Source organism: Nocardia alni (assembly GCF_019038435.1).
Classification (GTDB): Bacteria; Actinomycetota; Actinomycetes; order Mycobacteriales; family Mycobacteriaceae; genus Nocardia; species Nocardia alni.
Window position 1 is genome coordinate 23,963 of the sequence record NZ_JAGPOX010000002.1, and the last position, 26,012, is coordinate 49,974.

General features: G+C 64.6%; 22 protein-coding genes. 9 read left to right on the plus strand and 13 right to left on the minus strand.

Annotation, left to right across the window (positions count from 1 at the left end):
- Positions 1-19: 19 nt before the first annotated feature.
- Positions 20-784, plus strand: coding sequence for an SDR family NAD(P)-dependent oxidoreductase (locus JZ791_RS01175; RefSeq protein WP_216892211.1), 765 nt, complete (start codon positions 20-22; stop codon positions 782-784).
- On the plus strand, positions 781-1,581 hold the full coding sequence (locus JZ791_RS01180) for a ThuA domain-containing protein (RefSeq protein WP_216892212.1): 801 nt from the start codon (positions 781-783) through the stop codon (positions 1,579-1,581). Before JZ791_RS01175 ends, JZ791_RS01180 begins: the two co-directional genes overlap by 4 nt.
- A gap of 71 nt (positions 1,582-1,652) precedes the next feature.
- Here the strand turns inward: JZ791_RS01180 and JZ791_RS01185 are convergent, their stop codons facing one another.
- On the minus strand, positions 1,653-2,960 hold the full coding sequence (locus tag JZ791_RS01185) for a cytochrome P450 (protein WP_216892213.1): 1,308 nt from the start codon (positions 2,958-2,960) through the stop codon (positions 1,653-1,655).
- A gap of 190 nt (positions 2,961-3,150) precedes the next feature.
- Between JZ791_RS01185 and JZ791_RS01190 the strand changes: the two genes are divergently transcribed.
- Together JZ791_RS01190 and JZ791_RS01195 are read left to right on the plus strand one after the other, a co-directional pair.
- Positions 3,151-4,578 (plus strand): FAD-dependent oxidoreductase, encoded by a 1,428-nt coding sequence (locus JZ791_RS01190; protein ID WP_216892214.1) that lies wholly within the window; start codon positions 3,151-3,153, stop codon positions 4,576-4,578.
- Positions 4,575-5,228 (plus strand): nuclear transport factor 2 family protein, encoded by a 654-nt coding sequence (locus JZ791_RS01195; protein WP_216892215.1) that lies wholly within the window; start codon positions 4,575-4,577, stop codon positions 5,226-5,228. Before JZ791_RS01190 ends, JZ791_RS01195 begins: the two co-directional genes overlap by 4 nt.
- 229 nt (positions 5,229-5,457) lie before the next feature.
- Here JZ791_RS01195 and JZ791_RS01200 read toward each other — a convergent pair whose 3' ends face one another.
- From JZ791_RS01200 to JZ791_RS01230, 7 genes are all read right to left on the minus strand, one after another.
- The gene (locus JZ791_RS01200) at positions 5,458-7,200 is read right to left on the minus strand and encodes a PEP-utilizing enzyme (protein WP_216892216.1); all 1,743 of its coding nucleotides are present in this window, start codon (positions 7,198-7,200) and stop codon (positions 5,458-5,460) included.
- 683 nt (positions 7,201-7,883) lie between these two features.
- Entirely contained in the window at positions 7,884-8,447 is a 564-nt protein-coding gene (locus JZ791_RS01205; RefSeq protein WP_216892217.1) for a MarR family winged helix-turn-helix transcriptional regulator, read from the minus strand.
- A gap of 268 nt (positions 8,448-8,715) precedes the next feature.
- Positions 8,716-9,453, minus strand: a complete 738-nt coding sequence (locus JZ791_RS01210; RefSeq protein WP_216892218.1) for a histidine phosphatase family protein — start codon at positions 9,451-9,453, stop codon at positions 8,716-8,718.
- Positions 9,454-9,503: 50 nt separating this feature from the next.
- Complete coding sequence (locus JZ791_RS01215; protein ID WP_216892219.1) at positions 9,504-10,100, minus strand: GTP-binding protein; 597 nt, start codon at positions 10,098-10,100, stop codon at positions 9,504-9,506.
- The gene (locus JZ791_RS01220; RefSeq protein WP_308162698.1) at positions 10,081-10,461 is read right to left on the minus strand and encodes a DUF742 domain-containing protein; all 381 of its coding nucleotides are present in this window, start codon (positions 10,459-10,461) and stop codon (positions 10,081-10,083) included. Before JZ791_RS01220 ends, JZ791_RS01215 begins: the two co-directional genes overlap by 20 nt.
- Positions 10,458-10,898, minus strand: coding sequence for a roadblock/LC7 domain-containing protein (locus tag JZ791_RS01225; protein ID WP_254205046.1), 441 nt, complete (start codon positions 10,896-10,898; stop codon positions 10,458-10,460). The genes JZ791_RS01220 and JZ791_RS01225 overlap by 4 nt, the downstream gene beginning before the upstream one ends.
- Complete coding sequence (locus JZ791_RS01230) at positions 10,895-13,072, minus strand: nitrate- and nitrite sensing domain-containing protein (protein ID WP_216892220.1); 2,178 nt, start codon at positions 13,070-13,072, stop codon at positions 10,895-10,897. The genes JZ791_RS01225 and JZ791_RS01230 overlap by 4 nt, the downstream gene beginning before the upstream one ends.
- A 371-nt stretch (positions 13,073-13,443) precedes the next feature.
- On the opposite strand from JZ791_RS01230, the gene JZ791_RS01235 reads away from it, so the two are divergent.
- Complete coding sequence (locus JZ791_RS01235) at positions 13,444-14,859, plus strand: phosphotransferase family protein (protein ID WP_216892221.1); 1,416 nt, start codon at positions 13,444-13,446, stop codon at positions 14,857-14,859.
- Entirely contained in the window at positions 14,856-15,965 is a 1,110-nt protein-coding gene (locus tag JZ791_RS01240) for an Rv3169 family protein (RefSeq protein ID WP_308162699.1), read from the plus strand. The genes JZ791_RS01235 and JZ791_RS01240 overlap by 4 nt, the downstream gene beginning before the upstream one ends.
- Positions 15,966-16,016: 51 nt before the next feature.
- Here JZ791_RS01240 and JZ791_RS01245 read toward each other — a convergent pair whose 3' ends face one another.
- The 3 genes from JZ791_RS01245 to JZ791_RS01255 all read right to left on the minus strand — a co-directional run bounded on the left by JZ791_RS01245 (position 16,017) and on the right by JZ791_RS01255 (position 19,113).
- Positions 16,017-16,850 carry an SDR family NAD(P)-dependent oxidoreductase gene (locus JZ791_RS01245; protein WP_216892222.1) on the minus strand — a complete coding sequence of 278 codons (834 nt, stop codon included), beginning with the start codon at positions 16,848-16,850 and terminating at the stop codon, positions 16,017-16,019.
- A 160-nt stretch (positions 16,851-17,010) separates the two neighbouring features.
- Positions 17,011-18,069, minus strand: coding sequence for a porin PorA family protein (locus JZ791_RS01250; RefSeq protein ID WP_216892223.1), 1,059 nt, complete (start codon positions 18,067-18,069; stop codon positions 17,011-17,013).
- A gap of 528 nt (positions 18,070-18,597) precedes the next feature.
- Positions 18,598-19,113, minus strand: coding sequence for a MarR family winged helix-turn-helix transcriptional regulator (locus tag JZ791_RS01255; protein ID WP_216892224.1), 516 nt, complete (start codon positions 19,111-19,113; stop codon positions 18,598-18,600).
- Between the two features lie 391 nt (positions 19,114-19,504).
- Between JZ791_RS01255 and JZ791_RS46365 the strand changes: the two genes are divergently transcribed.
- On the plus strand, positions 19,505-21,142 hold the full coding sequence (locus tag JZ791_RS46365; protein ID WP_216892225.1) for a PEP-utilizing enzyme: 1,638 nt from the start codon (positions 19,505-19,507) through the stop codon (positions 21,140-21,142).
- Positions 21,143-21,211: 69 nt separating this feature from the next.
- Here JZ791_RS46365 and JZ791_RS01265 read toward each other — a convergent pair whose 3' ends face one another.
- Both JZ791_RS01265 and JZ791_RS01270 read right to left on the minus strand, forming a co-directional pair.
- Positions 21,212-22,822 (minus strand): PEP-utilizing enzyme, encoded by a 1,611-nt coding sequence (locus tag JZ791_RS01265; RefSeq protein WP_216892226.1) that lies wholly within the window; start codon positions 22,820-22,822, stop codon positions 21,212-21,214.
- Positions 22,819-23,829: a hypothetical protein gene (locus JZ791_RS01270; protein ID WP_254205047.1), complete on the minus strand. Its 1,011-nt coding sequence runs from the start codon at positions 23,827-23,829 to the stop codon at positions 22,819-22,821. Before JZ791_RS01270 ends, JZ791_RS01265 begins: the two co-directional genes overlap by 4 nt.
- Before the next feature lie 433 nt (positions 23,830-24,262).
- Here JZ791_RS01270 and JZ791_RS01275 point away from each other — a divergent pair, with 433 nt between their 5' ends.
- The gene (locus JZ791_RS01275; RefSeq protein ID WP_216892228.1) at positions 24,263-25,294 is read left to right on the plus strand and encodes a hypothetical protein; all 1,032 of its coding nucleotides are present in this window, start codon (positions 24,263-24,265) and stop codon (positions 25,292-25,294) included.
- A gap of 1 nt (position 25,295) precedes the next feature.
- Positions 25,296-25,916: a TetR/AcrR family transcriptional regulator gene (locus JZ791_RS01280; RefSeq protein ID WP_216892229.1), complete on the plus strand. Its 621-nt coding sequence runs from the start codon at positions 25,296-25,298 to the stop codon at positions 25,914-25,916.
- Positions 25,917-26,012 lie beyond the last annotated feature (96 nt).

Below are 26,012 nucleotides of genomic sequence, written 5' to 3' on the forward strand. Positions count from 1 at the left end.
GTGTTAGAGGTGGCGCAGAGTGGATCTGGGACTGACCGGGCGACGGGCGCTGATCACCGGAGCCAGCAGGGGAATCGGACGGGTGATCGCCGACGTGTTCGCTGATGAGGGATGCGCACTGGCGTTGTGCGCCCGGACCGAGGGCTCGCTGAAGGCTGCCCGGGTCGAACTGGAGAGCCGCGGCGCCACCGTGTTCGCCGACACCGTGGACGTCACCGACAGCGACGCCGTGCGGCGCTTCGTGGCCGCCAGTGCGGATGCGCTCGGCGGCCTCGACGTCGTCGTATCCAACGCCTCACCGGGAAGCTTGAAGGGCGACGATTCATGGGTCGAAAGCGCCCGAGGGGATCTGCAGGCGTTCGCCGTTCTGGCCGAGGCGGCCCAGCCGCATCTTGCCGCATCCGCCCAGGGCGCGATCGTGGCGATCAGCTCCACCAGTGCGCTTGATGTCGAAATGCCCTCGGGGCCAACATCGTTCGGGGCGATAAAAGCGGCCGTGCTGCACCATGCGTCCGCGCTCGCGCGGGCATACGCTCCGGCGGGAATTCGGGTCAATACGGTATCTCCGGGGCCGATCGAGATCGAGGATGGCGCCTGGGGCAACGTTCGTCGGGAGCGTCCGGAGGTGTACGAGCACGTCAAGTCGAAGCTTCCGTTGGGCCGCTACGGCGACCCCGCGGATGTCGCGGCCGCGGTGGCGTTCCTCGCCAGTTTCCGGGCATCGTTCATCACCGGAGCCAATCTGGTCGTCGACGGCGGCATGCTCAGCCGCGTACAGCATTGAGTGAGGTTGCCGTGGACGTCCCCTTGCAGATCATGGCGGTGACCAAAGGTCATGCCTACGACCGCAACGCCTTCGGCGCGATGCTCGACGCGCTACCCGGCATCGAGTGCACCCAGGTCGAACAGCCCGCCGCACAGGTCCATTTCAAAGGTCAGGAACCCACCCGCTGGGACGCCTACCTGATGTACGACATGCCGGGGTTCGCGTTCAAGCCCGACCATTCGGCCCCTGATCTGTTCGAACCCCCGACGGATTTCCGCGACGATTTCACCTCGCTCGTCGATCGAGGGCACGGCTTCGTGTTCGTGCACCACGCTCTCGCCGCCTGGCCCACCTGGGACGAATACGCCGAGGTGATGGGCGGCCGCTTCAGGTTCGTCCGCGACGACGAGCATCCCGACTCGGGCTACCGGCATGCCGTCGAGCAGCGGATCGTCCCGGCCTCGGATGCGGCCGCTACGCACCCTGTACTCGACGGGCTGCAGGACGGATTCACCATTGTCGACGAGGTCTACCTGGCCGAGACCTATACCGCCGATATCACCCCGTTGCTGGTCACCGATGCCGAGTTGACCGACAGCACGGTGTGGTCGACCTGGAACGCGGTCGTGGGCAAGCGGGACACCAACGACGGCTGGCAGCATCCCGCAGGATCGGGCGTGGCGGCGTGGGTCCGCGAGCACCCCCGTAGCAGGATCGTCTACCTGCAGTTCGGCGACAGCCCCGCGGCGTTCGGAAATCCGGCCTACCGCCGCCTCCTGACCAACGCGCTCGAGTGGGTCTCCGCGAGGGCGTGAGCAGGAACGGCACGACGTCGCGTGGCCATCGGTGGATGAGAGGTTCGTCCACCGATGGCCACGCATCGTCCTCAGGTTCGCGCGGTGAACCGCAGTGGCAGGGATTCCAGGCCGCGCAGCATGAAACTGCGATGATATTCGGCCGATCGTGATGGCTCGGCCAGGGTGATGTCATCGAGCCGGGCGAGCAGGATCTCCACCGCCACACGCAGTTCCAGCTTCGCGATGTTGATGCCGAGGCAGAAGTGCTCGCCACGAGCGAAGGCGAGATGTGGTGGGCGGTCGCTGTCCAGGTCCACCGAGCCGGGTGCGGCGAAGACGCTCGGGTCGCGGTTCGCCGCCGCATAGCACAGGAATACGAGTGCGCCGGCCGGGATGGCCTGCCCGCCGAGTACGACGTCCTTGGTCGCTACGCGGAACATTCCTTGCGTCGGCGACTCGAGCCGGAGCATCTCGTCCACGAGTGACGGTATCAGCGATGGATCCGCGCGTACCCGGTCCTGCAGAGCCTTGTCACCGGCCAGCCGGAACATGATCGAGGTGATCATGTTGGTCGTGGTTTCGTTTCCGGCGACGAGGAATTGCACCAGCATCTGCAGTATCTCGTCGATCGTCAGCGGTTGCTCACCCTCCATGCGGGCCTCGACGAGGTCCGACAGCAGATCGTCGCGGGGCTGGGAGCGGCGTGCCTCGACCTGTTCGGTGAAGTAGTCGTAGAACTCGTCGACCGCGGCGAAGATCCCGGCGACCTGTTCGGGTGTCTGTTCGAGTGCGCCGACGCCGGCGGTGAAGGCGTTGGACCACTTCTTGAAGGTGTCCATGTTCTCCGGCGGAACACCGAGCATCGTGGCGATGATGGTCATCGGCAGGAGGATCGAGAACTGCGTCACGAGCTCGACCTCGCGTGCGTCGAGGAAGCCGTCGATGAGCTCGTTGGTGAGCCGGCGCACGTCGGGCTCGAGCAGGTTGATCCGACGGGGGTGGAACGCGGCGCTGACGAGCAGTCGCTGGCGTTTGTGCAGCGGTGGATCGGTGAAGAGCAACACCGGGGACTTCGAGAGCTGCACGCGCCGTGTGGCCTGCGCCCGCAAGGTCGCGGAAGTCGCCGGATCATCGAGCAGTCGCTGGGCGAGTCCGGTGACGGAACTGGGTCCGGAGGCCTGGGCGCTGGAGAACGTCTCCGGTGCGCGCAGGGCCTCGACGACGTGGTCGTGACGGGTGACCACCCAAGCGCGCAGTTGCTCGTCGTAGGTCACCGGAGCTTCGTCGCGCAGGACGTCGTAGAGCGGATAGGGACACCGCACCAGCTCCGGCTCCAGCCTGAACAACTTCGACAGGTCGGACGTGGAGTACGGGCACGATTGGACGGCTTCGGTCACTGCTGACTCCTGCGATGGTGACGAACGGTCTCGGTGGGCGCGAGCGGGCTGCCACAGCTCCGCGACGACGCTGTTCGATAAAGTCTACTGCTGGATTATTGTCTAGTCGACAATCTGCGTCATATAGTTTCTGGTGCAACGACTCGAGCGCGGCGGCCCCGGACAGTGGGCGCTGCATGAAGGAGCTGAGATGAACAGTCCGGACATCGAAGTCATCGTCATCGGATCCGGTCTCGGTGGACTCGCCGCAGCCCTCACCGCGGTCGAGAACGGCTGCGAGAACGTCCTCGTGGTCGAGTCCGAGGGTGTCCTCGGAGGATCGACCCGGCTGTGTGGTGGTGTGGTCATGGGCAGCAGAAGCCGGCTCCAGCGGGCCGCCGGCATCGAAGACGCCGACGATGACATGTTCAAGGAATACATGTCCATCAACATCTGGGACGTCGCCGCGGGACCGGTCGAGCGCTGGGCCCTGCGCAGCGGTGAAACCATCGACTGGCTGCAGGATCAGGGCGTCCCGTTCTACGAGCGTCTCATCTTCAGCGGGGACGACCGCCGTCCGCGTGGTCACTGTGTCGAAGGGGGCGGGCAGGCCATCGTCGACGCATTGGTGTCGAAGTGCCGCGCGGCGGGGATCGATTTCCTGCAGGGAAGCAGGGTCGAGCAGATTCTGCGCTCTGGCGACCGGGTCACCGGAGTACGGGCGGGTGGCGAGGAAATCCATGCTGCCGCAACGATTGTGGCGACTGGCGGCTTCGGCGCGAACCCGGAGTACATGGCCGCTCATTACCCGATAGGGTGGATTCCGGGCGAGACGTTCTACATCGGCGCCGACGGAGCTCGCGGTGATCACCTCGTCTTCGCCGACCAGATCGGCGCCCAGGTCACCGGGGAGAACCGTGGCCTGCGCATGCTCAATCCAGGCGTCGACACCCTGCACGAGGCGTTCCTGCCCGGCTGGACCGTCCTTCTCGACGAGCGCGGACAGCGATTCTGCGACGAGACCGCGCCGTACGGGATCCTGGACAGCTTGCTGAAGGCCAGGAACAACGTCGCCTATGTCGTCTTCGACGATGCCGCGCTGCGGCCGCCGGCCGACCGGAAGGCCCGCTACGCGGACGCCTACAAGCAGGAGTGGCCCAACCACGCCAAATTCAAGCCGAAGCACTACAACGCCGATGTCATGGATCAGTACAAGGATCACTCGCGGGTCCATTCGGCCGAGTCCCTCGAGGCTCTCGCGGATTCGCTGAATATCCCGGCCGCCGACTTCTGCGGTTCCATCCGCCGGTACAACCATCTCGTGGAATCCGGAAAGGACACCGATTACGGCAAGGCCGACCGCTTCCTGAACCCGATCTCGACCGCGCCGTTCTATGCGGTCGAGGTGCGGCCCACGGCGATCGCGCACACCGGCTACGGCCTGTGCATCGACGACCACGCTCGCGTGATCGGCGTCGACGGTGATGTCATCGAGGGCTTGTTCGCGGCCGGTGAGTGCACGGGAGGCATTGTCGGGCCCACCTATTCGGGTTCCGGCAGCTCCCTGGCCAGTGCCGCGGGCATCGGCCGGATGGCGGCCGAGGCCGCCGTCGACTACGTGCGTTCGGCGCGATCATGAGCAAACAGGACGCATCGACGGACCGAATGCTGTTCGCGCCGCAGGCAGAGCCCGACGACCCGCAGGAAATGCTGCGCCTGGTCTACGACCGCCAGCAGATCATCGAAGTCCTGCACCGATACGCCAGGGCGATCGATCGCTGCGATATCGAACTGCTGAAGTCGGTTTATCACGACGACGCGACCGATTCGCACGGTTCCTTCGACGGCAGTGCGCACGAGTTCGCGGAGTTCATGGTGCCGCGATTGCGGGCGCAGACCAGCTACGGAATCCACCACATCACCAACGAACTCGTCGAGGTGTCCGGGGATCGGGCGATCGCCGAGTCGTATCTGATCGCCTACCACCGGGTGCCCGGTGGACGCGAGTCGGTGGCCAGGTTCTTCGGCGAGGACTACGCGGATCGTTGCGCCGCGGAGGGGACCCTCGATTCGGAACACGAGTACATGACCGGCGGTCGCTACCTGGACAAGCTGGTGAAGCGATCGGGAATATGGCGGATTTGGCGGCGCCGGATAACCGTGGAATGGAACCAGTGCCAGCCCTCACGAATGCTGACCGAGGGCGGTCGCTCGCAATACGACATCCCGGGCGTTCGCGACGCGACCGATCCGAGCTACCGCCTGAGCTTCGATTCCTTCGAGGAATGAGCAGGGCCCTCCCGGACCGGTGCGAGTGTCCTCGTGGTCCGGGGCAGCTTATGAGTCCGCCGCGAAAAATGGTGCGCCGCAGATGATAACGCCGTGGAGTCGCGGGGGCACTCGCGTGCGGCTGCCCGCCGTCACACGATGATCGCTTGCGGTGCGGCTGCTGGGGGGATCGATTCCAGCAGCCGCACGTCGCGGTGGATGGATACCACCGCACAGTCGCTAGGGCTCCTCAGTGCACCGTGATGACTCCGGTGGTGCCGTTGACCGTGAGTTTCGCGCCGTCGGGAATGCGCTTCGTGGCGTTGGCGACGCCGAGAACGCAGGGGATGCCGAGTTCGCGGCTGACTATGGCGGCATGGGAGAGGGTGGAGCCGACGTTGACCACGACCGCTTCGGCCGAGGTGAACAGGGGAGTCCACCCGGGATCGGTGATGGGGGCGACGAGGATCTCACCGGGCGCGAGGTCGGTGGCCTCGTCTGGGCTGTTGATGACGCGGGCCGTTCCGGTCGCGGTGCCGGGGCAGGCGGGCAGACCGGTGAGTAGCTCTCCCGGTTGGGCGATATCTACTGCGGGCTCGGCCTTCTTGGCCCAACTGGTGATCGGTGGGACTTCGCCCGCGGTGACGATATAGGGGGGTTCGAGCTTTTCGAGTTCGTGGAACCACTCCCACCGTTCGGCGATCGTGGGCAGCCAGGCCCGCGGATCGGCGAGCAGCGCGTCCAGTTCGTCCTCTCGGATCATCGTGAGGTCTTCGGGGGTCGCGAAGTACCCGCGCTCGGTGTAGCGCTGCGCAAGCTCACGCAGGGCAAGCCGGGCTTCGTGCATGATCCGGATGGTGTTGGTTTTGGACAGCTCTCGCGCAGGCATGTAGATCCCGATGAGCCGGAGTGCGAGGTCGAGTTGGCCGAGTTGTTCGGGGGAGTCGGCAAGTCTTTCCCGGAGCTGCGCGGTGAGCTGTTCGCGGTCCGCGCGCAGGCGAGCCGACTGCGCTTCGGGGTCTCGATCAGCGGGTTGGTGGCGCATGCGTTCCAGCAGTCCGAGGGGGATATGTGCGTGGGTCTCCCAGGTGCGAGGCATGGCATCCCATTCCGCGGCGGAGCGGGAGCCGTAGTCGTAGACGAAGCCCTTCCACAGGGTGAGGAATTCTTCGGCGCCCGGGTCGGCTTCGGCGCGCAGGCGATCCAGGACACCGTCGACTCCGGCGTCGAAAGCGGAAGTGAGAACCGCGGACTCGTTGATCAGCCGGCTGAGCTTCCACAAGGTCGTCGTCGGCGCCGCGGATGCGATGTTGCCCCAGCCCCCGAGCAGCCGGGCAGCGAGGCTGGGATCCTCGAACGGGGCGAGTGCCTGCTCCAACAGCCCGGTCACCAGGGAGGATTCGTAGACCATCGTCAGGTGCTTGTACAGGATGCCGTAGTATTCCTCGGCCAGGATCCGCCGTTCGTGTTGCACCAGCTCCGCGTCGGACAGGGTCGCGTAGTCCGGACGAGCCGCGCGGATGCGTTCGGCGTTGGCTGCGTCGGTTGTGAAATCGTCGCGTGACTCGGTGGCGAAGACCCGCCCGACGGTCGCGAGTATCCGTTCGGTGTACTCCGGCTTCGCGTCGTCCGGATGCGGCTGGTACGCAGGGGTATCGGCGCGCTCGCCCAGGTACGTGTGGTCCATGAGCTCCGGCGACGCGCCGGGCATCCGAGCGCCGAAGACGCGCAGGTTGGACAGGTTCAGGTAGATGTAGCCGTGGACAAGGCCCTGGATATCGATTGCGTCGTCGCGGAACTCGTCCGGATCGAAGGCGCCGAAGTCGACCAGCGCCTGCTTCCACGGTTGTTCCGCGGCCGCACCACCGATCATCGACCCTCCCAACGGGGAGAAGACATGTGGTGATACCTCGCCCACGTTGGCACGGGTATACACCGGAAACCGCGTGCTCAACGGTTGGTCGACGACCCACGGGCGCGTGATGTCCACCATAATGACAACCTCCGAAACTCTAAGACTAGATAGTAGATAACTCAAACATATAGTCCGCAGCGTGTCCAGGGTCACAATGAAGTTCGTCGACCGAAAGTGTGGATGGTGCGCAGCGTCGGCGCGGCAATCGCCGTTGCGGCACGCGACCTGCGCGGATACGGGCGTGGGATCGCTGATCCCGCCAGGATGTGCCGAGGCTCGGAAAGAGGTACCGGGTCTGCGCGCCGAGGCGCGTCATGTGGGACGCGTCGCGCGGTGGGATCGCACCGGAGGTCAGTTGCTGCGCGGGGAAGTGATTGCAGTGCAACGCATTGCGCTCGGTGGTTACTCGGTGAACCGGGCTGCCGCCGGCGAGGAGGGCATCGCGACCGAGCGACAGCCGTGGGGCGTCGAGCCGGCGCGGAGACTGCGCCCGAACTCCCGAACCCAGCCTTCGCGAGTGGCAGTGGGGGTGACCCAGGGCAGGTCGGCGCATGCGGAGAGGCGGTCGGGGAGCCGGGACCGCCAAAGCACGGGATAGAACTTATGTCCACCTAGCGGTTCGGGGACAGTGGTTCGACCGTAACTGCGATACGAAACCCCTCGAAGCGTGCGGCTTCAGTTGGGGTGTTCTTTCCGTCGGAAAGCTTGGCGATCCGCGGGCGTTGCGATGTCGCCGTGAATGATACGACGACGCCGATCGATCAGCTGGCAGTCTTGGCGCGGGTACGTTTCTGGGCTGTTTGCGCGTCCCCGGCGGAGGAGCGCAGATTTGCCAGCAGATCGACCAAGCGGCTGACATCTTCGGTTGTCGCGCTGCCGAGGCCGAAACCGATCTCGGTGAGGCCGCTGTTGGCCTTGAGTACGAGCTTGCGGCCGGTCGCGGTAATGGAGATGCAGGTGGCGCGCCGATCGGTGGGGTGCGGTTTGCGGCTGATCAGACGCCGCTTCTCCAGCCGGTCGGTGGCGAGTGTGGCGGTGGTGGCATGCACCATCAGGCTGCGCGCGAGGTTACTGATGAGCCTGGTGCCGTTGTCGCTCAGTTGCAGCGTCATCAGCAGCAGATAGTCGGTCAGGTTGAGGCGCTGCTTGCGGAGCTGGGTCTCCACCGGGTCGATCACCAGGCGCTGATACCGCAGCAGTGACGAGAGCGCGAGAAAGCGTTGTTCGTCCCCCTCGAGGCCCTGTTCCTGCCAGTAGTGATGCGCCCAGCCCACCGGGTCGGTGGTATCAGGCGTCTCCGCCTTCTTCTGCTTCGCTGTGGTCATCATGTCCCCCTGATCTGGGCGCGGCGGTCTCGACGGTATTCGTTTACTCAATAGTCTAGCGGTCGTCCACTATGGTCGGCGCGCCGAAGGCTGCTGCGCCGTTGGTTCGAGTTCTGCGCAGCTTCGGCTTCCGCGCCTCCGAGGGACGATTATTTCGTCCATTCCCCGATGGTGGCGGGTGTGACCATGTCCTAATTGTCTATTAATAGACTATCTATCTATAGACTTTGTGGGCGCTCCTATCGGCCGGGCGCGGATGTGCGGCATCTCAATGCGCGACGGCGACACCGTCCCAGTTCAGCAGTTTCCATCCCGACCGGGGATTACCGACGATTTGGACGGTCGCGGTGTTACCCAGCGGATGCGTTTTCAGAAGGGTGTCGTCGGGATTTCTGACGTTCATCAGCGTCCATATCATGATGGATCCTCCGTGCGCGAACGCGATCGGGTTGCTGTCGCCACTGTCGTAGATCTGTTGAACGGCACCGTCGAAGCGGTTTTCGAATTCATTGCCGTCGATCGAGCCGGGGATGCGTGCGTCGCGCTGCCCCTGTAGCCATTCCATCGGCGCCTGGAGATAATTTCGCTCCGCGGTGGACTCCGGCTGGTGCTCATATTGGCCGGCCTCGATCTCGCGGAGACCGGGAAGTACGTGGATCGGCTTGTGGATATCATCTGCCAAGTACTGGGCGGTCTCCTGGGTTCGTACCATGGTCGAGGCGAAGATGCCATCGAAATTCGCACTACGGTGCGCGTCCGCGGCCGCCTGCGCCTCGGTCCTTCCCTTCGCGGTGAGATCGGGGCCAGGCGTCGAAGTGTCGATGAGGCCGGAGGCATTGCCCCCGGATTCCCCGTGGCGCATGAAAGTGATGGTGATGGAATGCTGTTGACTGTTCGTGCTCCGAGTCGAATGCGATCCTGATCCATCGGCACCGGCCGAGCACGAGCTCAGAGAAATTGCTGCCAAGATCGCTACGATCGGTTTCGCGAATTTCCATGTATACATCGTGATCCTTCTTGTAGTCGAGTTGGGTCCGAAAGGGGCGGTCGTGGGCGTCAGTTGCGGGAACCGAGCGACGCAGTGGCCACGATGTACTCGAGTAGGGAGACCAGCACCTGCTTGGCCGAGGCGCGCTCGCGCGCGTCGCACAGCACAACGGGGACATCGCCGGAAAGATCGAGAGCGGTGCGTATCTCGTCGTCATAATAGATATCCGCGCTGTCGAAGCCATTCACTGCGACGACGAATGGGATGGATCGTGATTCGAAAAAGTCGACCGCGGCGAAGCCATCCTGGAGTCGGCGGGTATCGAGGAGCACTATTGCGCCGACGGCTCCACGGGACAGCTCCTGCCACATGAACCAGAATCGGTCCTGACCGGGAGTGCCGAACAGGTAGAGCACGGCCTTTCCGTCGATGGTGATACGACCGAAATCGAGAGCGACCGTGGTCGTTGTCTTGGTTTCGACACCGCTGAGATCGTCGATGCCCAACCCCAGTTCCGATAGTTGCTCTTCGGTTCGAAGTGGTGCGATCTCGCTGACCGCACCGACGAATGTCGTCTTTCCGACGCCGAAGCCACCCGCTATCAGGACCTTCACGACGTTGTACGTGTCGAGAGAGTTGAGATGTTCAGAGTCTGCGTACACCATCGAGCACCGCCTGTAGAAGTGTGAGGTCGGCACCGGCGCCCGGTGGCGGCGGGGACCTGAAGATGAGGTGACCGGAGTTGATCAGATCGCTGACCAGGACCTTGACCACAACGACCAGGAGATTCATATAAGCGGCGATTTCGGCGATCGACAGCGGCCCGCCGCGGCACAAACGCACTATCTCGGTGTACTCGCGGTCCAGTGCCGACAATTCGTCTTCGGGCCGGACAGCGATGACGAGAGTGAGCATGTCGAGGTTGTGCAGGTCCTTTCCAACCCTGCCCCGGGTCATTGCGAACGGACGAACGAGTGGTCCCGGATCGTCATCGACGAACCAATGACTGTCGTCGTCGGTGCTCACCGTCGATATCGGTCAGGGATTGAGCCCGGCGCGGTGCGAGGGCCGGCGGACAGATGGTCGTGGACTTGGCCGACGATCACGTTCAATTCATAGGCGACCATGCCGAGATCGGCGTCGATGGAGGCGAGGAGGGCTAGACATGCTCCGAAACCCGCTTCGATCACCACCAAATAGCCGTGTTCGAGTTCGATTACCGTCTGCTGCAGGACGCCCTTGTCGAACCGGGTACCTACACCGCGTGCCAGGCTGTGCAGTGCCGACGCCATTGCCGCGAGATGCTCGGCCTCCTCTGTGGCGAGACTGCTGGACGCGGCGAGGGCCAGTCCATCGGCGGACAGCACCACTGCACGTTCGGCGCCGGGCAGTCGGTCGATCAGTCCATCGAGCAGCCAATTCAACGCAGATGCTGCGGGGCGAACCACCATGTCGTCACTCATCTTTCAACCGTCCGGATCCTGTCTGATCGGGCCGCTGGCGCTGAGCCCCGTGCTTGTCGTGTCCCTTGCTGGAAGGACGCCATAGAGTTGCGCACCACGTCTGCCGCGCGCCGTCGCTCGACGGATGTCTGCGGTGTCGCCTCGAGCGGTTCGGCGTCCTGGCGCAGTTGCGGTACCAAATGGGTTTGACGCCGTCGTACCGGCAAAGGTGGTCGCCCGGGTCCAGGTGTTCGTGGGATCGGAGCATCTACCTCGTCGCTGACATGATCGGAGGAAGGAGCCATGATGGCCGGTGAGGGAGGCGGCGCCTGGTGATCGTTCGAACCCATGGCGTTCCGCGGTCGGTGTGGGGGACGACCTCGGTCCGGCTTGCTGTCATCTTGTTCGGCATGGAGCAGTTCGATCCGGATCAGTACAACTGCGTTGATTCCGCCATAAGCCGATTCCTGCAGACTCACCGAAACGCCATGTCGCTGTGCCAGCCGCCCGACGACGAACAGACCGAGGTGGCGCCGTCCGGCCAGTGCCATTTCTTGGAAGTCCGGTGGGTTCCGCAGTAGTTCGTTCAATTGCTGACGTTCCTCGGGCCGGATCCCGAGTCCTTGATCCTCGACTTCGATCGCGACGCCCGTGCCGACGAAGTTTCCGCGCACCAAGATCGGCGACTGGGGCGGGGAGAAGGATGCGGCGTTGTCCACGAGTTCGGCGAGGAGGTGGATGAGGTCCGCTACGACGCTGCCGAGGATATCTGCCTGCGGTAGTCGAACCGCGCTGACTCGGGCAAAGTCCTCGGTTTCAGAAATGGCGCTTCGAACGATCTCCTCCAACGGCACCGGCCTTCGCCAACGGCGTCCCGCTTGTGCTCCGCCGAGGATGACCAGATTTTCGGCGTTTCGTCGCGCGCGGGTCGCGAGATGGTCGAGGCGGAACAGTAGTTCGAGATGCTCAGGATCGTTTTGCTTGCTCTCGGCGACGTCGAGTAGGTCCAACTGCCTGCGGACCACGGTCTGACTGCGGTGAGCGATGTCGAGAAATACCTTGTTGAACCCGTCGCGAGTGCGAGCCTCCGCTTCGGCCGCAGCTATTGCTGTTCGCTGCGCGACACCGAAAGCGTATGCCACCTCGCCGATTTCGTCGTCCCCGGTGTCCACCGCCGCGGTTTCGGCATCCAGGTCGACCTGCTCGCCGTCGTGGATTCGTTGGAGGATGGCGGGCAAGCGTTCGTATGCCAGTTCCCAACTCCTCGATCGCAGTGACCGCAGTCGCCGGACCAGTCGACCGGCCAGGATGAACGCCAGTGTGAAGGCGGCAATAGCGATGACGGCCATCCCTCCCGCGGCGGCCAAGACTTGGGTCAACGAACGTGACGCGGCGTTTTCTGCGAGGCTGGTGGCGAAGTGGCCGTGGTCGCTGAACATCGTCATGAGGCGGGTGTGCACGGCGGTCTCGTCGTCTCGCCACTCTCGATCAGGCATCGGAAGCGTTCCGATTTCGGACAGCTGATCTTCGCCCGCAAGGGCCGCCCGCCACTGGCTGCTCTGGGTGAGCTCGTGATATTCGGCTTGCTCGCTGTCTGTGAGGCTCGGGGCGATGCTGTCGAGTTCGTGGCGATACGCTCCGGCGAACTGGCTTATGCCCCGTCGCTCCCCGGGAGTTGCGACGCCTCCGGCCAGGGCGGACAAGCCGGCTGCCGCCGCCCGCGACTGCAGGTCGGATGCCTGCACCAGATTGGCGGTGGTCATCAGCTCTGCCGCCGCGACGGAGTCCGGCGTGTGGCGGGCCGAACCCTGCAGCCCCACAACGACAATACTGGCCAGTGCTGCGAAATAGGCGTCTACTTCGGGCGCGTTGGCCTGTCTGGTGTCGATCGTGTTGCGGATGTGCGGTAGCCGGGTGGCGACGTCGGTGAAGAGGGGGGTCGACTTCGCGACGGCGTCCGGGTTGAGATTATTCATTTCCCGTGCGACCTGCGAGAGGTCGGCGAAGACACGGTCGGTTTCGTCTCGTCGCATCGTGAGTTCCACACTGGCCTGGGAGTTGCCCGCCAGTGCGAGCAGGCTGGTTGTTCGCTCGCTCTGTGCGGCAGAGGTGAGGCGAACGGCCATGTCCATCTGCCGTCCCAGATACTCCGACCACGCGTGAGAAGCATGAGCGCCTTCGGCCAGCTGCGTCACCACGATCCCGCCGATGACCAGCAGCGCTACGCATGGAATGAGCGCGATGGACAGTACGCGAGTGCGAATGCTCCGCGTGTGCAATAGACCGCCCGCGAAACCGCTGGCACGCGGCCCGGACGTCGGACCTTCCGGTGCGACTGTCGTCCTGGGTGATGGCGGCTCCGATTTCGGAGGCTCGATGATCATGCGTTGACGTTCCCGTCGACACCGCTGTCGCGCGGCGGGGTTCCCATGTCCGAAGACGGTAAAAGAAGCCCCACCAGTTTGTCTAGCAAATGATTATTTTTCTATAGAGTTTATCCTGCGGTACTCTACTCATAGAGTAATCGGGTCAGGTCGATCCGGATATGAGATGTTGAGGAGGTGCCGTGCTCGCAGAGGCCGATACCGTCGACGCCACGGCGACGGTGAGCGCAGTCCATCGGGCGCTCGATCTCGAACTCGAAGGGGCGCAGGCCGATCGAGCCCAGGTGTCTCATGTTCTCGGCGTAGCGGACGCCCTGTTTCATCGCGCCGTTCTCGCGGATCTGTTGCCCGATCGGCGCGACGGCGCGCGCGATGAGCTACAGGAGGCGCTGTCCTCGATCGCACCGTCCGAGCCGGATCCGCGAAAGGATCCATACAGAACTGTCGCGGAGAATGCGGGGGCGCTGGTGGCGGGAGATCTCGTGCCGCCGGAGGTCGTCGAGCGGGTCCTGCGGGCGGTAGCGCGCACCGATCTACCCGAACTGGGCGTGTCGGCACCCGCGGAGCGCCTGGCGAGCGAGGCGGTCGTCATGAACTGGCTGGGCAAACAGGCGCCTGCCACGCTGAGCATTGCCCAGGTGGAGGATCACCTGTCCGCGAGGTCGGGGCAGCGCGTGCGAGCACAGTCGGTGGCTCAGTTGTCCGGTGGTTTCTCCAAGACCACGATCGCGGTGTGCCTGCGGCGTCCGGATAGCGACCCGGAAGAGATCGTGCTGCGGCAGGTCACACCTGGACGCGAGGCTCACACGCTGGTCGGGGAGTATGACGTCTTACGTTTCGTGTGGGAACGAGGCATCGATGTCGCCGAGCCGCTGTGGATCGAACCGCGGGACAATCCGCTCGGCGGCCCGTACTTCGCTTCTCGCCGGGTATCGGGTGGCAATCTCGGCGACGTATTCGGCCCGGACGAGGGAACCGATCCCAAGGCCGGGCTCGAACTGGCACGAGCCCTCGCCAAACTGCACGCGGTCGCGCTGGACGGATTGCCGGGCACTCCGGTCCCGCCGATGTCCACTCGCGCCGAGGTGCTTGCCGCCATCGATGAGCAGGAAGAATCGGTCGCGGCGGCGGACCCGGCGGCGGGGCGGTTGGCGCGCCCGTTGCACACCCTGCTGTTCGCTTGGCTGCGGGCACACGCGCCGACCGAGATCGACAGGCCGGTGCTGCTGCACGGCGATCCGGGATTCCACAACATTCTGGTGAACGACGGATCCCTATCGGCCCTGCTGGACTGGGAACGCGCCCGTGTCGGTGATGCCGCGCAGGACCTCGCCTATGTTCGCCCGCACGTTACCCGGGTACAGCCGTGGGAAGAATTCCTCCAGGCGTACCAGGACGCGGGCGGTGAACCGCCGGACGAGGATCGACTGCATTTCTACGAGGTCTGGCACGACGCGTGGCGCTTCGCCGGTGGATACCGCGGCCTGGGCCGGCTGGTGTCCCAGCCGCGGACATTGCTCGACGGCGTTCTGGGGTTGCTGCACGCCCCGCGATTCCTGCTCAGCGGCCTACAGGTCGCATTCGAGGTGACACTGTGAGCACCAGGGCGCTGCACTCGCTGGACGAGACACTGATGCACCAGACGCCGTGGCCCTTCCGGTTCGCCGGTACCTCGGATCACCGCTTCTACGACCGGCATTGGTTCGCCGGCGTCGACCCGGCAGGCGAGGCGGGCTTCCTGTCCGGCATGGCTATCTACAAGAACATGCATGTCTGCGACGGGTACGGCGCCGTCCAGCGAAATCGGCGCCAGCACAACGCCCGATGGTCGCGGCCGTTGGCGGCCGATCCGGAGTCCACCGCGGTCGGGGACCTGTCGGTGGAGATTCTCGAGCCGTTTCGACGGCTGCGGGTGCGCTGGTCGGGCGCCGGCGCGCCGCTGTCGGCGGATCTCGAGTACACCTCGTCGTTCGACCCGTACACCGAAGAGCACTATCTCGACGCCAGTACCGGCCGGATCACGCAAGAGGTGACCCGATACAACCAGATCGGACGCTGGAACGGCTCGCTGTGCCTGGAGGACCAGCGAATCGAGGTCAGCGATTGGTGGGGTGTGCGCGACCACTCGTGGGGAGTTCGCCCGGGTGTGGGCGGCATGGACCGCTCGGTCGCGGACCCCGCGGCCGTGCGTGCAGCGCCGATGATGCACTCGGTCCTGTACTGCGCCACCGAGAGCACGTCGATCTGCATATCGCGGCGGGAGGACTCCGCCGGGCGGGTGACCTACCTCGACGGTGAGGTGATCGGCGCGGACGGTACCCACACGACCGTGATCCGCGCCGATGTGACACCGCGATTCGTCAGTGGTGCAAGGACTTACGAGTCCGTGTCGCTGCATGCTGTGTGCGCCGACGGGCGGTCGTTCGATATCGAGGCCAGGCCGTTGCTCGAGCCCTGGGCCTATGCCGGGACGGGATATGACGGCGGATACGCCGACGGCAAGGGGCTCGGCGTGCCGCGCGGGGAGATCGTCGAGCACGATGTGTACGACCTCGTGCCGACGGAACAGGTGCTCCTGGACGGGAACCCCACCCCCAGCGGCCACCGAGAGCAGTTCGCCCGGGTGGTCATCGATGGTGTCGAGACGACCGGGTACTGCACGGTGATGACCCGGGGCGCTCTTCCGCACTACGGACTGGAATAGCGGTCCGCGGCGGCGGGGCGTGCGATGCTCTCCCCGCAGCCGCGGCCGCGATCACTGCTCGGTATCCGCTTGCGGGAGTTGCGGGCGAGGCGTCTGCCAGGGCATCAGTGATCGAGCTCCGAGACCGCCGTCGACGGGGAGAACCACACCGTTGATATAGGCGCCGGAAGGCGCGGCCAGGAACAGAGCCGCGTTCGCGACATCGGTGGCCGCGCCCGCGGCGGGTGGTTCGGCCCGCCGCCAGGCGTCGGGTGCGGTATCGGCGGAAGGCAGCAACCTGCGGTTGCCGTCACCGTGATCGACGGCGATCGTGCCCACGCGAATCGCGTTGCAGCGCACGCCGAGGTGTGCGTACCCGATGGCTACCGAGCGTGTCATCGCTTCCAGCCCGGCCTTGCCCGCGGCATAGACGTCGAACCCCGGCATCGCCTGTGCGGCGGCGATCGAGGAGATGTTCACGATCGCCCCGTGGCCGGTTCGCACCAGCGCGTCGAGCGCGTGGTGCGTGGTGAGGTAGCTGGAGGTGAGCGTGCGGTCGATCAGCTGGTGCCACGCCTGCGGGGTAACCGTTCCGATCGGCCCGTCGACGTCGCGGGTGTGCAACAGATCGGTCGGCCCCGCGTTGTTGACCAAGACGTGGATGCCGCCATGGTTCGTCTCGCAGTTGTCGACGAGCGCGCGAACATCGTTCTCGTCGGTGACATCCGCGCGGTAGAAGGTCAGCTCGTGCTCGCGGGCGACGGGTGCGCCGGTGTCCTCGCTGCGACCGCAGATGACGACGTCGGCGCCGCGATCGCGGAAGAGGCGAGCGATCGCCAGCCCAATGCCTTTCGTGCCGCCGGTGATCAGTGCGGTTCTGCCGTCGAGCCGGAACGGGTCGGTCATGTGCCCTCCTGAAAGGTCTACATATCAATAGTCGCACTACCTGATAACCGCGAGGCGCGGGCGTCACCGGGACATGGGATGCTCGCGATTGCCGGAGCCTCGGCCCGGCGCCCGCGTGAATCAGCGGACGTTGCCGGGTCGAGGGGCGGGTGTGCGGCGGCTATCGTGCGGCCGCGATCTGAATTGGCTTGCGCCAGCGGAAGATTGCCAGTACCGCGAGAGCTATGCCGATGACGAGCAGGACGATGGGAAGCCATACGCCCAGCAGGGACAGCATCGTCGTGTTCTTCGACAGCGTGTGGGCCGTGGAGACGACGTCGGAATCGGAGGTGTGCATCTTGACGATCGACAGCGGCAGTGTCGGGATGTTCTTTCCGTCGACCGGGACGGTGACGTACATACCCTGGGTTTGATCGACCTTCAACGGCGCGCCGAATTGTTTGTCCACGGCGGCATTGATCACGTTGGTGCTGCCGAATCCGATCTCCAGTGTGTCGGGCATGGTCGGCAGGGCGGCACTCAGGGCGGCGCGCGACTGCTCCGGGACGATGCCCGCCTGCAACAGTCCGGCCACGGCGGCCTTCGGCAGCTGCTTCGGGAAGCTCTTGAACTGGGCCAGGTCGGCCGGGCTCGTGATCGGTCCGGCGGCATCGACCTTGTAGTCGTAGACCTGGCGGCCGTCGAGTGAGCTTTGGTCGGCGAAGGTCGCGGGCTGCGCCGTTCGAGTCACCGGGTCGTAGAGGGCGGTGCCGTCCTTGGGCGGATCCATCGGCCAGCTGAACGCCAGACCCGTGTGGTCCTCGAATGACGCCTGGTCGTTCGCGGGAACCAGTGACTTCTCCTGTCCCTGACCGATGGCGACCGGAGAGTAGTCGACCCGGCTGACGGCGTAGGTGTGGATGTCGGGCATTGTCGACCCGTTCGGGAGCTTCAGCAGCGCTTTGCTCGTGACGATCGCGGTGTCACCGTCGACGGCGTCGACCTTCAGTGATCGGTCGGCGGTGATAGGCATTTCCGGGGTCAGCAGGTGTGCGAGGTCGTTGGACGCGAAGGCTTGCGGATTGACCGCCTGCATCGTGCCCACGTACTTCTGTGACTGATCGAGGTGGGCCGGAAGTTTCGTCAGGGACGGCAGTGCGACGAACCTGATGATCGCCGCCGCGGCGATGAGGATGACTCCCAGTACCAGCCATAGCACTGAGGATTTTCGGACAGACATCGATGAGCTCCCGCAGTTCGAGGCCTTACCCGCATGCCATGGATCGGTATGGGATGTGGCCGGCGATTCAATGTTGTGAGTTGTCGCCGCGCGAAGAGGGGGCGTAATGCCACCCTGCTGTAGTGGTGCGCGCCGGACAGGTGATATGACGCCGGTCACTTTATCTTACAGTGGACTATTTAATGTTAGATAATATGAAAGTCGCTGTGCAAGAAGCTGTTCCAGCGCGGTTGAGCTCCGATTGCTGCCGAATAGCGTGCGGTGTTGTGTGGGGAGTGCCGCGGCGGACGCGGCTTTCCTTGACTCGGCCGCGGTCCGAGCGCGACGGTACGCGGATGCCCGCTGCCTGAAAAGGCGGATTTTCAGATCGCCGCGAGGGGTCGTCTCGACGATCGGCACTCCGATCGGAGGTGGGGGATCCCGACGAGGAGGCGGCTCTCCGGGCTGGGGCAGGAGAACGCCCTCCCCGCCGCGCTGATGTCGTGCATGTCGCGTGGTCGACCGGGATTTGTGAACTACGCCGTGGAATCAGGCGTCGCCGAGGGAATGGCGCATCGTGGTCAGCAGGTTCCGCAGTCGGTTGATGTTCGCGTCGCTGCTGCCCTGCATGCCGAAGTCGATTCCGGTGAGCCCTCGGGTCGCTTTGTCCGCGGTTTTCCGACCCAGGTCGCTGATGGTGACGCAGGTGGCCCGCCGGTCGGTCGGGTGCGGGCTGCGTTGCAGCATCCCTCGCTGTTCCAGGCGGTCGGTAGCCAACGTGGCCGTGGTCGCGTGCACCAGGAGATTGCGCGCCAGGCTCGAGATCAGACGCGTGCCGGTCTCGGAGAGTTGCAGCGTCATCAGGAGCAGATAGTCGGTCATGTTGAGGCCGTGCGTCCTGAGTTCGGCGTCGACGGCGTCGGTCACGATCCGTTGGTAGCGCAACAGCGACGTCAGTGCGAGGAATCGCTGTTCGTCACCGTCGAGCCCCTGCTGTTCCCAGTAGTGTCTGGCCCAATCGACCGGGTCGGACGCGGTGTCGGGCAGCTTGGGTGCCTCTGTCACGCTTGGCCTCCTTGGCTTCGGTCGGACCATCAAAAGTCTACCCGCAAATTATTTGAGTAGCGTGCAGTCGCTCGAGGAGATGGGGGAGTGTCGATGCGGCCGGCATGTCAACGGCTGATTTCGGGATCGCTGTGACCCGGGGCCGACGGTGGTGTGAGGGTCGGCTGGGGGTGGGGTGAACGGCCACGTCGCGGGCGCGATCTGTATCCGAAGCATGTGACGCTTTCATGGCGAAACCGGGTCGTCTATTGCAAAATAGTCTATACATAGAGTGTAATTGTGCTGTCCGTCACAGATTCACGCTGACGTGGCGCGAACCGCCCGGTCTCGGGTCGTTCGTGGAGTCGACAGCGAGTCCGAGGCGCGCCGCGCCCGAGCAAGGAGAAGGTTCGTGTACAACGCCGTCACAGACCCGATTCGAGGCACTTCCGAGCCGGATCGGTACTGGACCAGTACCAATCTGGGTGAGGCTTGTCCCGAGGTGATGACCCCGATGTGCTGGAGCGTCTGGGAGGGCTCCGCCGAACTCGGCTGGCTGTATTCGATGTCGGCCTTCGGCGTCATCCCCCGCAAGAAGGTCGTCGTATCGCCGGACGTCAACAAGCGGGGACTGTCGTGTTTCTACGGCAGGCAGGCGCTCAACGTCGATGCGATCAAGCAGATCATGTCGGCGTTGCCCGGCGTCGACGGCGACGACTTCGAACGAGACCTGATGGGCAGCGTCCGGTCCGACGCGCCGACGTTCGACGGCAGTTTCAGGCGGGTTCCGGTGCTGATGTTCAAGGCTCCGATCGCGTTGTCGCGCACCGGCAAGCGGTTGCGCAAGGCGCACGACGAGATGTACGTCAAGTGGCTCACGACCGTCTACGAGTCCGAGGGTGGCAACGCGCCGCAGGGTATTCAGCCGATCGATCGTTTGGTCGCGGCCCGTGAGGATTTCGTCAGGATTTTCTCGCTGCACTGCGTCGTGCGGTTCATGTTCCAAGGCGGGCAGAGCGCGGTGACGGGCGCGGCGGAGCAGGCGGGTGATCCGGCACTGGCGGTCCAGTTGCTGTCGGGAGTCGGTGACGTCAACGAGACGCGTATGGCCGACGACCTGTGGCGGCTCGGACGAGGCGAGTTGACCGAAGACGAGTTCCTGCGGGCCTGGGGCTATCACGGTCCGAACGAGGGAAATCCGTTCACCACCGTGTGGCGGGAGAATCCGGCGCCCATTCGGTCCCTGGCCGCGGCCAGTGCGGCGCGGGAGCGCCCCGCCGCGCGCGCCGCGCGGGCCCAGGTCGCGGGCGCCGAGGCCGAGAGCAGGCTGCTGGCCGCGACGCCCGCGCTGAAGCGTCCGGCGATGCGGTGGCTGATGCGCCGGATGCGCAATATCGTGCGGACGTTGCAGGTCGGCAAGGCGGCCTACCTCATGGCTATCGACGAATGCCGATGGGCGGCAAGGAATTTCGGTGATCAGCAGGTCGCGCTCGGAAGATTGCAGCAGACCGACGACGTCTTCTTCTTCACCATCGAGGAGTGCCGGCAACTCGCCGTCGGCGAGTTGGACAATCCGCAGGAGATCGTGGATGTCCGCCGGGCGACGAGGGCCGAGTACAAGGCGATGGTCTTGCCGCTGGCATTTCGCGGCATGCCCGAGCCGATCACGATCGCTGCCGACATCGGGGGCAGCGGTGTCACCGAACTGAACGGCGCGGCCAGCGGCGGCGGGACCGCCGAGGGGCGCGCGCGGATCGTGACCGACCCCGAGCAGGAGGTGGATCTCGACCCCGGCGACATCCTCGTCTGCCGGTTCACCGATCCCAGTTGGGCGCCGCTGATGGCGCTGGCCGATGCGCTGGTGATCGATATCGGTGGTTCGGCGAGCCACGGCGCCGTCGTCGCCCGAGAACTCGGCATTCCCTACGTGATCGGAACCGAGAGCGGTACCCGCGCCCTGCGCGAGGGCGATCGGATCTTTGTCGACGGTACGAACAACCTGGTGCGAGTGCTCGAACGCGCCGATAAGGCGGGTTCCGCGTCCGTCTGACGAAACGAGAACTCCGGGCTCGGGCACCGATGAGGTGTTCGAGCCCGGAGTGGTTTCGTGCGCCGGCAGTCAGGCGGGCACGTGCCTTTCGACTATGGTGACCACGCCCGAGGACCCGTCGACCCGGATGAGGTCGCCCGTGCGTATCGTCCGCGAACCCGATCCGGTGTTGATGACACAGGGAATGCCGAGTTCACGGGCGACGATCGCACCGTGACTGGCGGTACTGCCGATATCGATGACGACTGCGTCCACCAACGTGAACAACGGCGTCCAACTGGGATTCGTCGTCCGGCACACCAATATGTCGCCGCTTTCGAACAGTTCGTCGTCCACCGCATCCTGCACGACCCTCGCGCGGCCTTGGACAACGCCGTTACTCGCGCCGATACCCGTGATCTCGGTGGTGGCGGCGTCGAGCGCGGCTTCGCCGAGCGGCTCCGGAACACCGTAGAAGGTCATGGGGAGATCGATGCCGGTGTATTCCTTGCGGCGCTGACGCCTGAAGGCGATGAGCTCGTGGAGATTGCCCGGCGCGGTGTCGATTTCCTCGATCGTCATGAAGAAGACGTCTTCAGGATTGCCGAGTACTCCGCGTTGGTGGAGCTCCGCCCCGATACGGCGTGCGGCCGCCCGGCATCCATCGAGCGCGATGTGATAGGTCGCCTTTCCCAGCTCGAGATTGCGGACCTGAACCGCGGCCTGCCGGAACAGGAACCGGGCCAGCCGCCGCCGAATCGGCGACAGGGCGGCGAGCAGTTCCCGCTCGGCTTCCTCGCGCGCGACCCTCGCGGCCTGCGGACCGGTCCGGACCTCATCGGCCGAGCGCGCGGCGACCGACCGCACCAGCGTACGCAGGGGCGTCTGGTCCTCCCGCCACGACGACGTCCACACCATCCCCTCGTTCGGCCCGTAGTACCCGTGCTGTTCGAGGAAGCCCCGCATGCCGAGGCTGCCGTTGCCCAGCGCCCAAATGTCTTCGGCCAGAACGGATTCACTGACATCGCCGAATCCGGAGAACACCGTCAGGGCGAGTTCGGGGCGACCGCACGAGCGGGCCAGATCCGTCAGCGCGCCCTGTACGCCCTGAAGGAAGGTGCGCACCCGAATGTGCACACTCATCGTCTCGCGGAACCGTTGGGCGGACGAACGGAGGTCGGCCAGCGAATCGCCACTGCCGCAGCCGTCCAGCACCTCCTTTCGCCACCATTCGAGAGTCTCCTGATGGCGTGTGCGCAGTTCGGTGTTCGTGCGCCGGTACGCGACAGGCAATTTCGCGAGCATCGCCGGCACTCGGCGGTTCGATCCCTTCTCGTCGGGCATTCCGGCACGCACCGTGCCGCATACATCCCTTTCGAAGTCGTTCGGCGAGGCGCCGGGCACCGAGCCCATGAAGTTGCGCACGTAGTCGACGTTGAGCGCATGGCGGCCGTAGAACGGAAACGTCTGGCGCAGATTGGGATCCGAGGGCAGGTAGACGTCCGTCTTGCGCATGATCCCGAGGTCGCACCACGCTTGCCGGACGGCGAGCTCGAAATTGTCCCAAACGCTCCAGTCCAGGGCGGCCAGAATGCCCGGCGTCACTTCGCTGGTGTTGGCCAAGGTCCAGAAACGGCCGGGCTCGGAGCCCCCGTGAACCGGATCGAACAGCTGGTCGGTGGCTGAGGTCAGCGCACTCATGCCGGCCTGCCGTCCGGCCCGATCCGATCGGTGAAGCCCTCGTTCCACGTGAGCCCGTCCGCGAGCGTCCGGGTATCGCCCACCAACCGGCTCTGACCCAGCTGCGCCCGGTAGTTCGCCCAGCGCGACTCGGAGAACTCGGTCATCCGGCCGTTCTCCGGGCCCGCGAACTGGTAGGTCTTGTCGCCGACACCCCACTTCGCCTCCGTCGGCCACGCGCCGGCATCGAGCGTGAAGACGGGATCGGTGCAGTTGGTCATCGCGACGTCGCCATTGCTCTGCACCACCACGCCCGGGCTGAACCCCTCGCGTCCGCTGACCAGGTGGCCCCACTCGAAGCTGCCGTCGTCGAACTTGTTGCAGAACACGTGCCACATGATCTGGTAGTCGGTGAAGTAGCCGTATTCCTTCCACTCGAGGCCGTGACGCCAGAAGGCGTTGTCGAACCAGATCGGCCCCGAGACCCGCTTGCCCTGGAACAGGCCCTCCATCCAGAAACACGTCGAGGTGTACATCAACGGCCGGTCGAGCGACGGGATGTAGAACTGCACGCCGAGCCCGACCGAGGGGCCTTCCAGCGACAGGATGTCTCCCTCGTTGTAGACCAGTCGCTCCCGGGTGAATTCGAGATCGACCGGCTGCTCACCGGCCGGCAACGTGTCCTTGGGCAGCCGCTGGAAGACCGGATCGAACCAGCGGCGCGACTTGCCGTCCAGCACGCGACGCAATTCGCCGCGTGCGCTTCGCCCGGAATCCTTGTGCACGTTGAGTTCTGCGGATGCGTCGCCGTGCTGTGTCATGACGAAACAACCCGAGGTCAACGAACCGACGAACTTGCGTTCGCTGCAGTAGGTCAGCCCGTCTTCGTCACGGAAGAAGCCGTAGAGCCACGTCGTCTGCAGGCCGATGCCGTGTTTGCTCGTCAGTAGCGCCATGTCCTCGGGGCTCGGGTCGAACGTTCCGACAACCGGCTGTGTACCGAAATCGCCTAGCTTGTGCGAAGCCATCATCACTCCTGATACGTAGGGCGGCTCCATGTATCGAGCCGATGTGATGTTAGTCTCTCCGCGACAGATAGTCTAGTAGGCGAATATCTATGGATAAATGTTCTGGATTGCGACCACATATCGCCGTCCGGGGTGATACAAATATTGCAGAAGGTATCGCCGGGCCCTCGCCGGCGGGACGAGCGTCGAAGGTCGGATCGGTACCTTCCTTGTAGTGCAAGGGATTTCGGGCAACGTGCACCATGGAGGCGATGCCTCCGCAGCGACCGCGCGGACAATCGCGATACGCCCACGGCTTCATGTATCGCGCTGTCGCGGCGGGCCGCCGCTGGCAGATCGGCCCGCCGCTTGCCTGCCACCTCGGAAAGATCAATAGCCGATGAACATTACTGGAAGGTTTCGACATGCGAATCCGGAACCATGAGAGGTCGCGATGACGAACGGTGAAGCGGGCGCACCCGAGTTCGGCGAATTCGACTTCCGCACGATCGTCGGCGTCTTCCGGCCTCGAGTGGCAACCATGCAGCCGACGTCGATGTACCACGGTATGGGCATGCAGGTGCAGTACACCTACGCCTACCTCGGTGACGACCAGGGCAACTCGTACGTCGTCGAGCGCAAGTACATCGGCTCGATGACCGGCGGGCTCTACCTCATGTGCGACGAAAACGGCGCGCTGAGCCTGCGCCCGGAGACCAGGCTCAGTGCGCGAGGTGAACTGCGCCGATTCAGTTCACCGGAGATTCGTCGATGGTCCGAGCCGGTTCTGCAGCGCACCCGTCGTGAAATCGCGCCCCACGACGAGCGGCCGCTGACCGTGGAGTTGACCGACAGCTCCGTACTGTGGGATGAGGGAGATCTCCTCCATCTCGAAGGAACACCGGGCGCACTCGGAGTGCAGGGCTATGCGCCGATGCCATCGGACCCCTGGTTCTATTCCGAATACCCGTGCCGGGTAACAGGGACGGTCGTCGGGCGGCCGTGTTGCGGAATCATGGTGGTCGAGACCGGCTACTGGAAGCACGGGGTGGAACCCAAGGAGGCGCGGTTCTTCCAGGAGATCGAACACAGCTTCAACGCATTCGGCAATCTGCTGGACGACGGCACGATGCAGTGGGGAACACTCGTACGCGGCGGGCGGGGGATGGGCGTCGCCGCGGTGGTCGAAGACTCGAGCGGAATCGGCAAGGTCGTCCTCGCGAGCAGCGACCTCGACTGCCGCTACCGTATCGAGGATTCCGGTCAGATCCATTATGCCGAACAGGAATCCGCGGGCCAGATCTGGGAATTCCGATCCGACGCGACCGGCCATATGGACGACTTCGAAGCCTCGCGGTGGGATGGCTACGGGTCGATGGCGGGCATCAGCACCCTGCGTGGCGACAGCCGCGAAGTCGAATTCGGGTACGGATGGTTCGAGTACTTCGGCGACCGTATTCCAGCGGGCAAGCGAATAGAGGCCTGAGATGTCCACCCCGGACACCCGCTCCAGCCGGCGCCGCGCGATCATCGAAGCGGCACGAGTAACATTGCGGGACAAGGGTTTCGATGGCACCCGGATGGAAGACATCGCCGGTCAGGTGGGGATCGCGCGCCCCAACCTGTACCGATACTTCTCCAACAAGGAAGATCTGGTACGCGCCCTGCTCGAAACCGAGATCGTATCGGTCAATAATCAGCGGCGACACCTGATCCCGCTCAGTGGCTCTGTTCGCGACCTCATTGTCGAGTCGTTGGTGATCGGCGCGGAACTGTCCGCCTGCAACGAATTGCTCGCGGTTGTCTTCGACGAAGATCTGGGCCGGGTCGCCGCGCGGTTGGTCGCGGTAGACAGCGATCTGATGTCGATGGAATGCGACTATTGGAAACCGATACTCGAGTACGGCCGAGGTCGCGGCGAGTTGATGGCCGGCCTCTCCGATGAACGGATTCTGCACTGGTTCATGTCCAATCACTACGTGTTCATGGCCCGGCGTGAATTGGTCAGCGGCAGCATGCGCTCGTGGATCGAGGACTTCGTGGTGCCACCGGTCTTGGCCGCCCCTGCGGGCAATGCGACAGTACGAGATCGAAGGAAGCCATTATGACCGACCGTGCCACAACCGCCGCCTACGATCCGGTCCGTGGCGATAGCGAACCCGGACGCTACTGGTCCACAACGAATACCGCCGAGGCCACTCCGT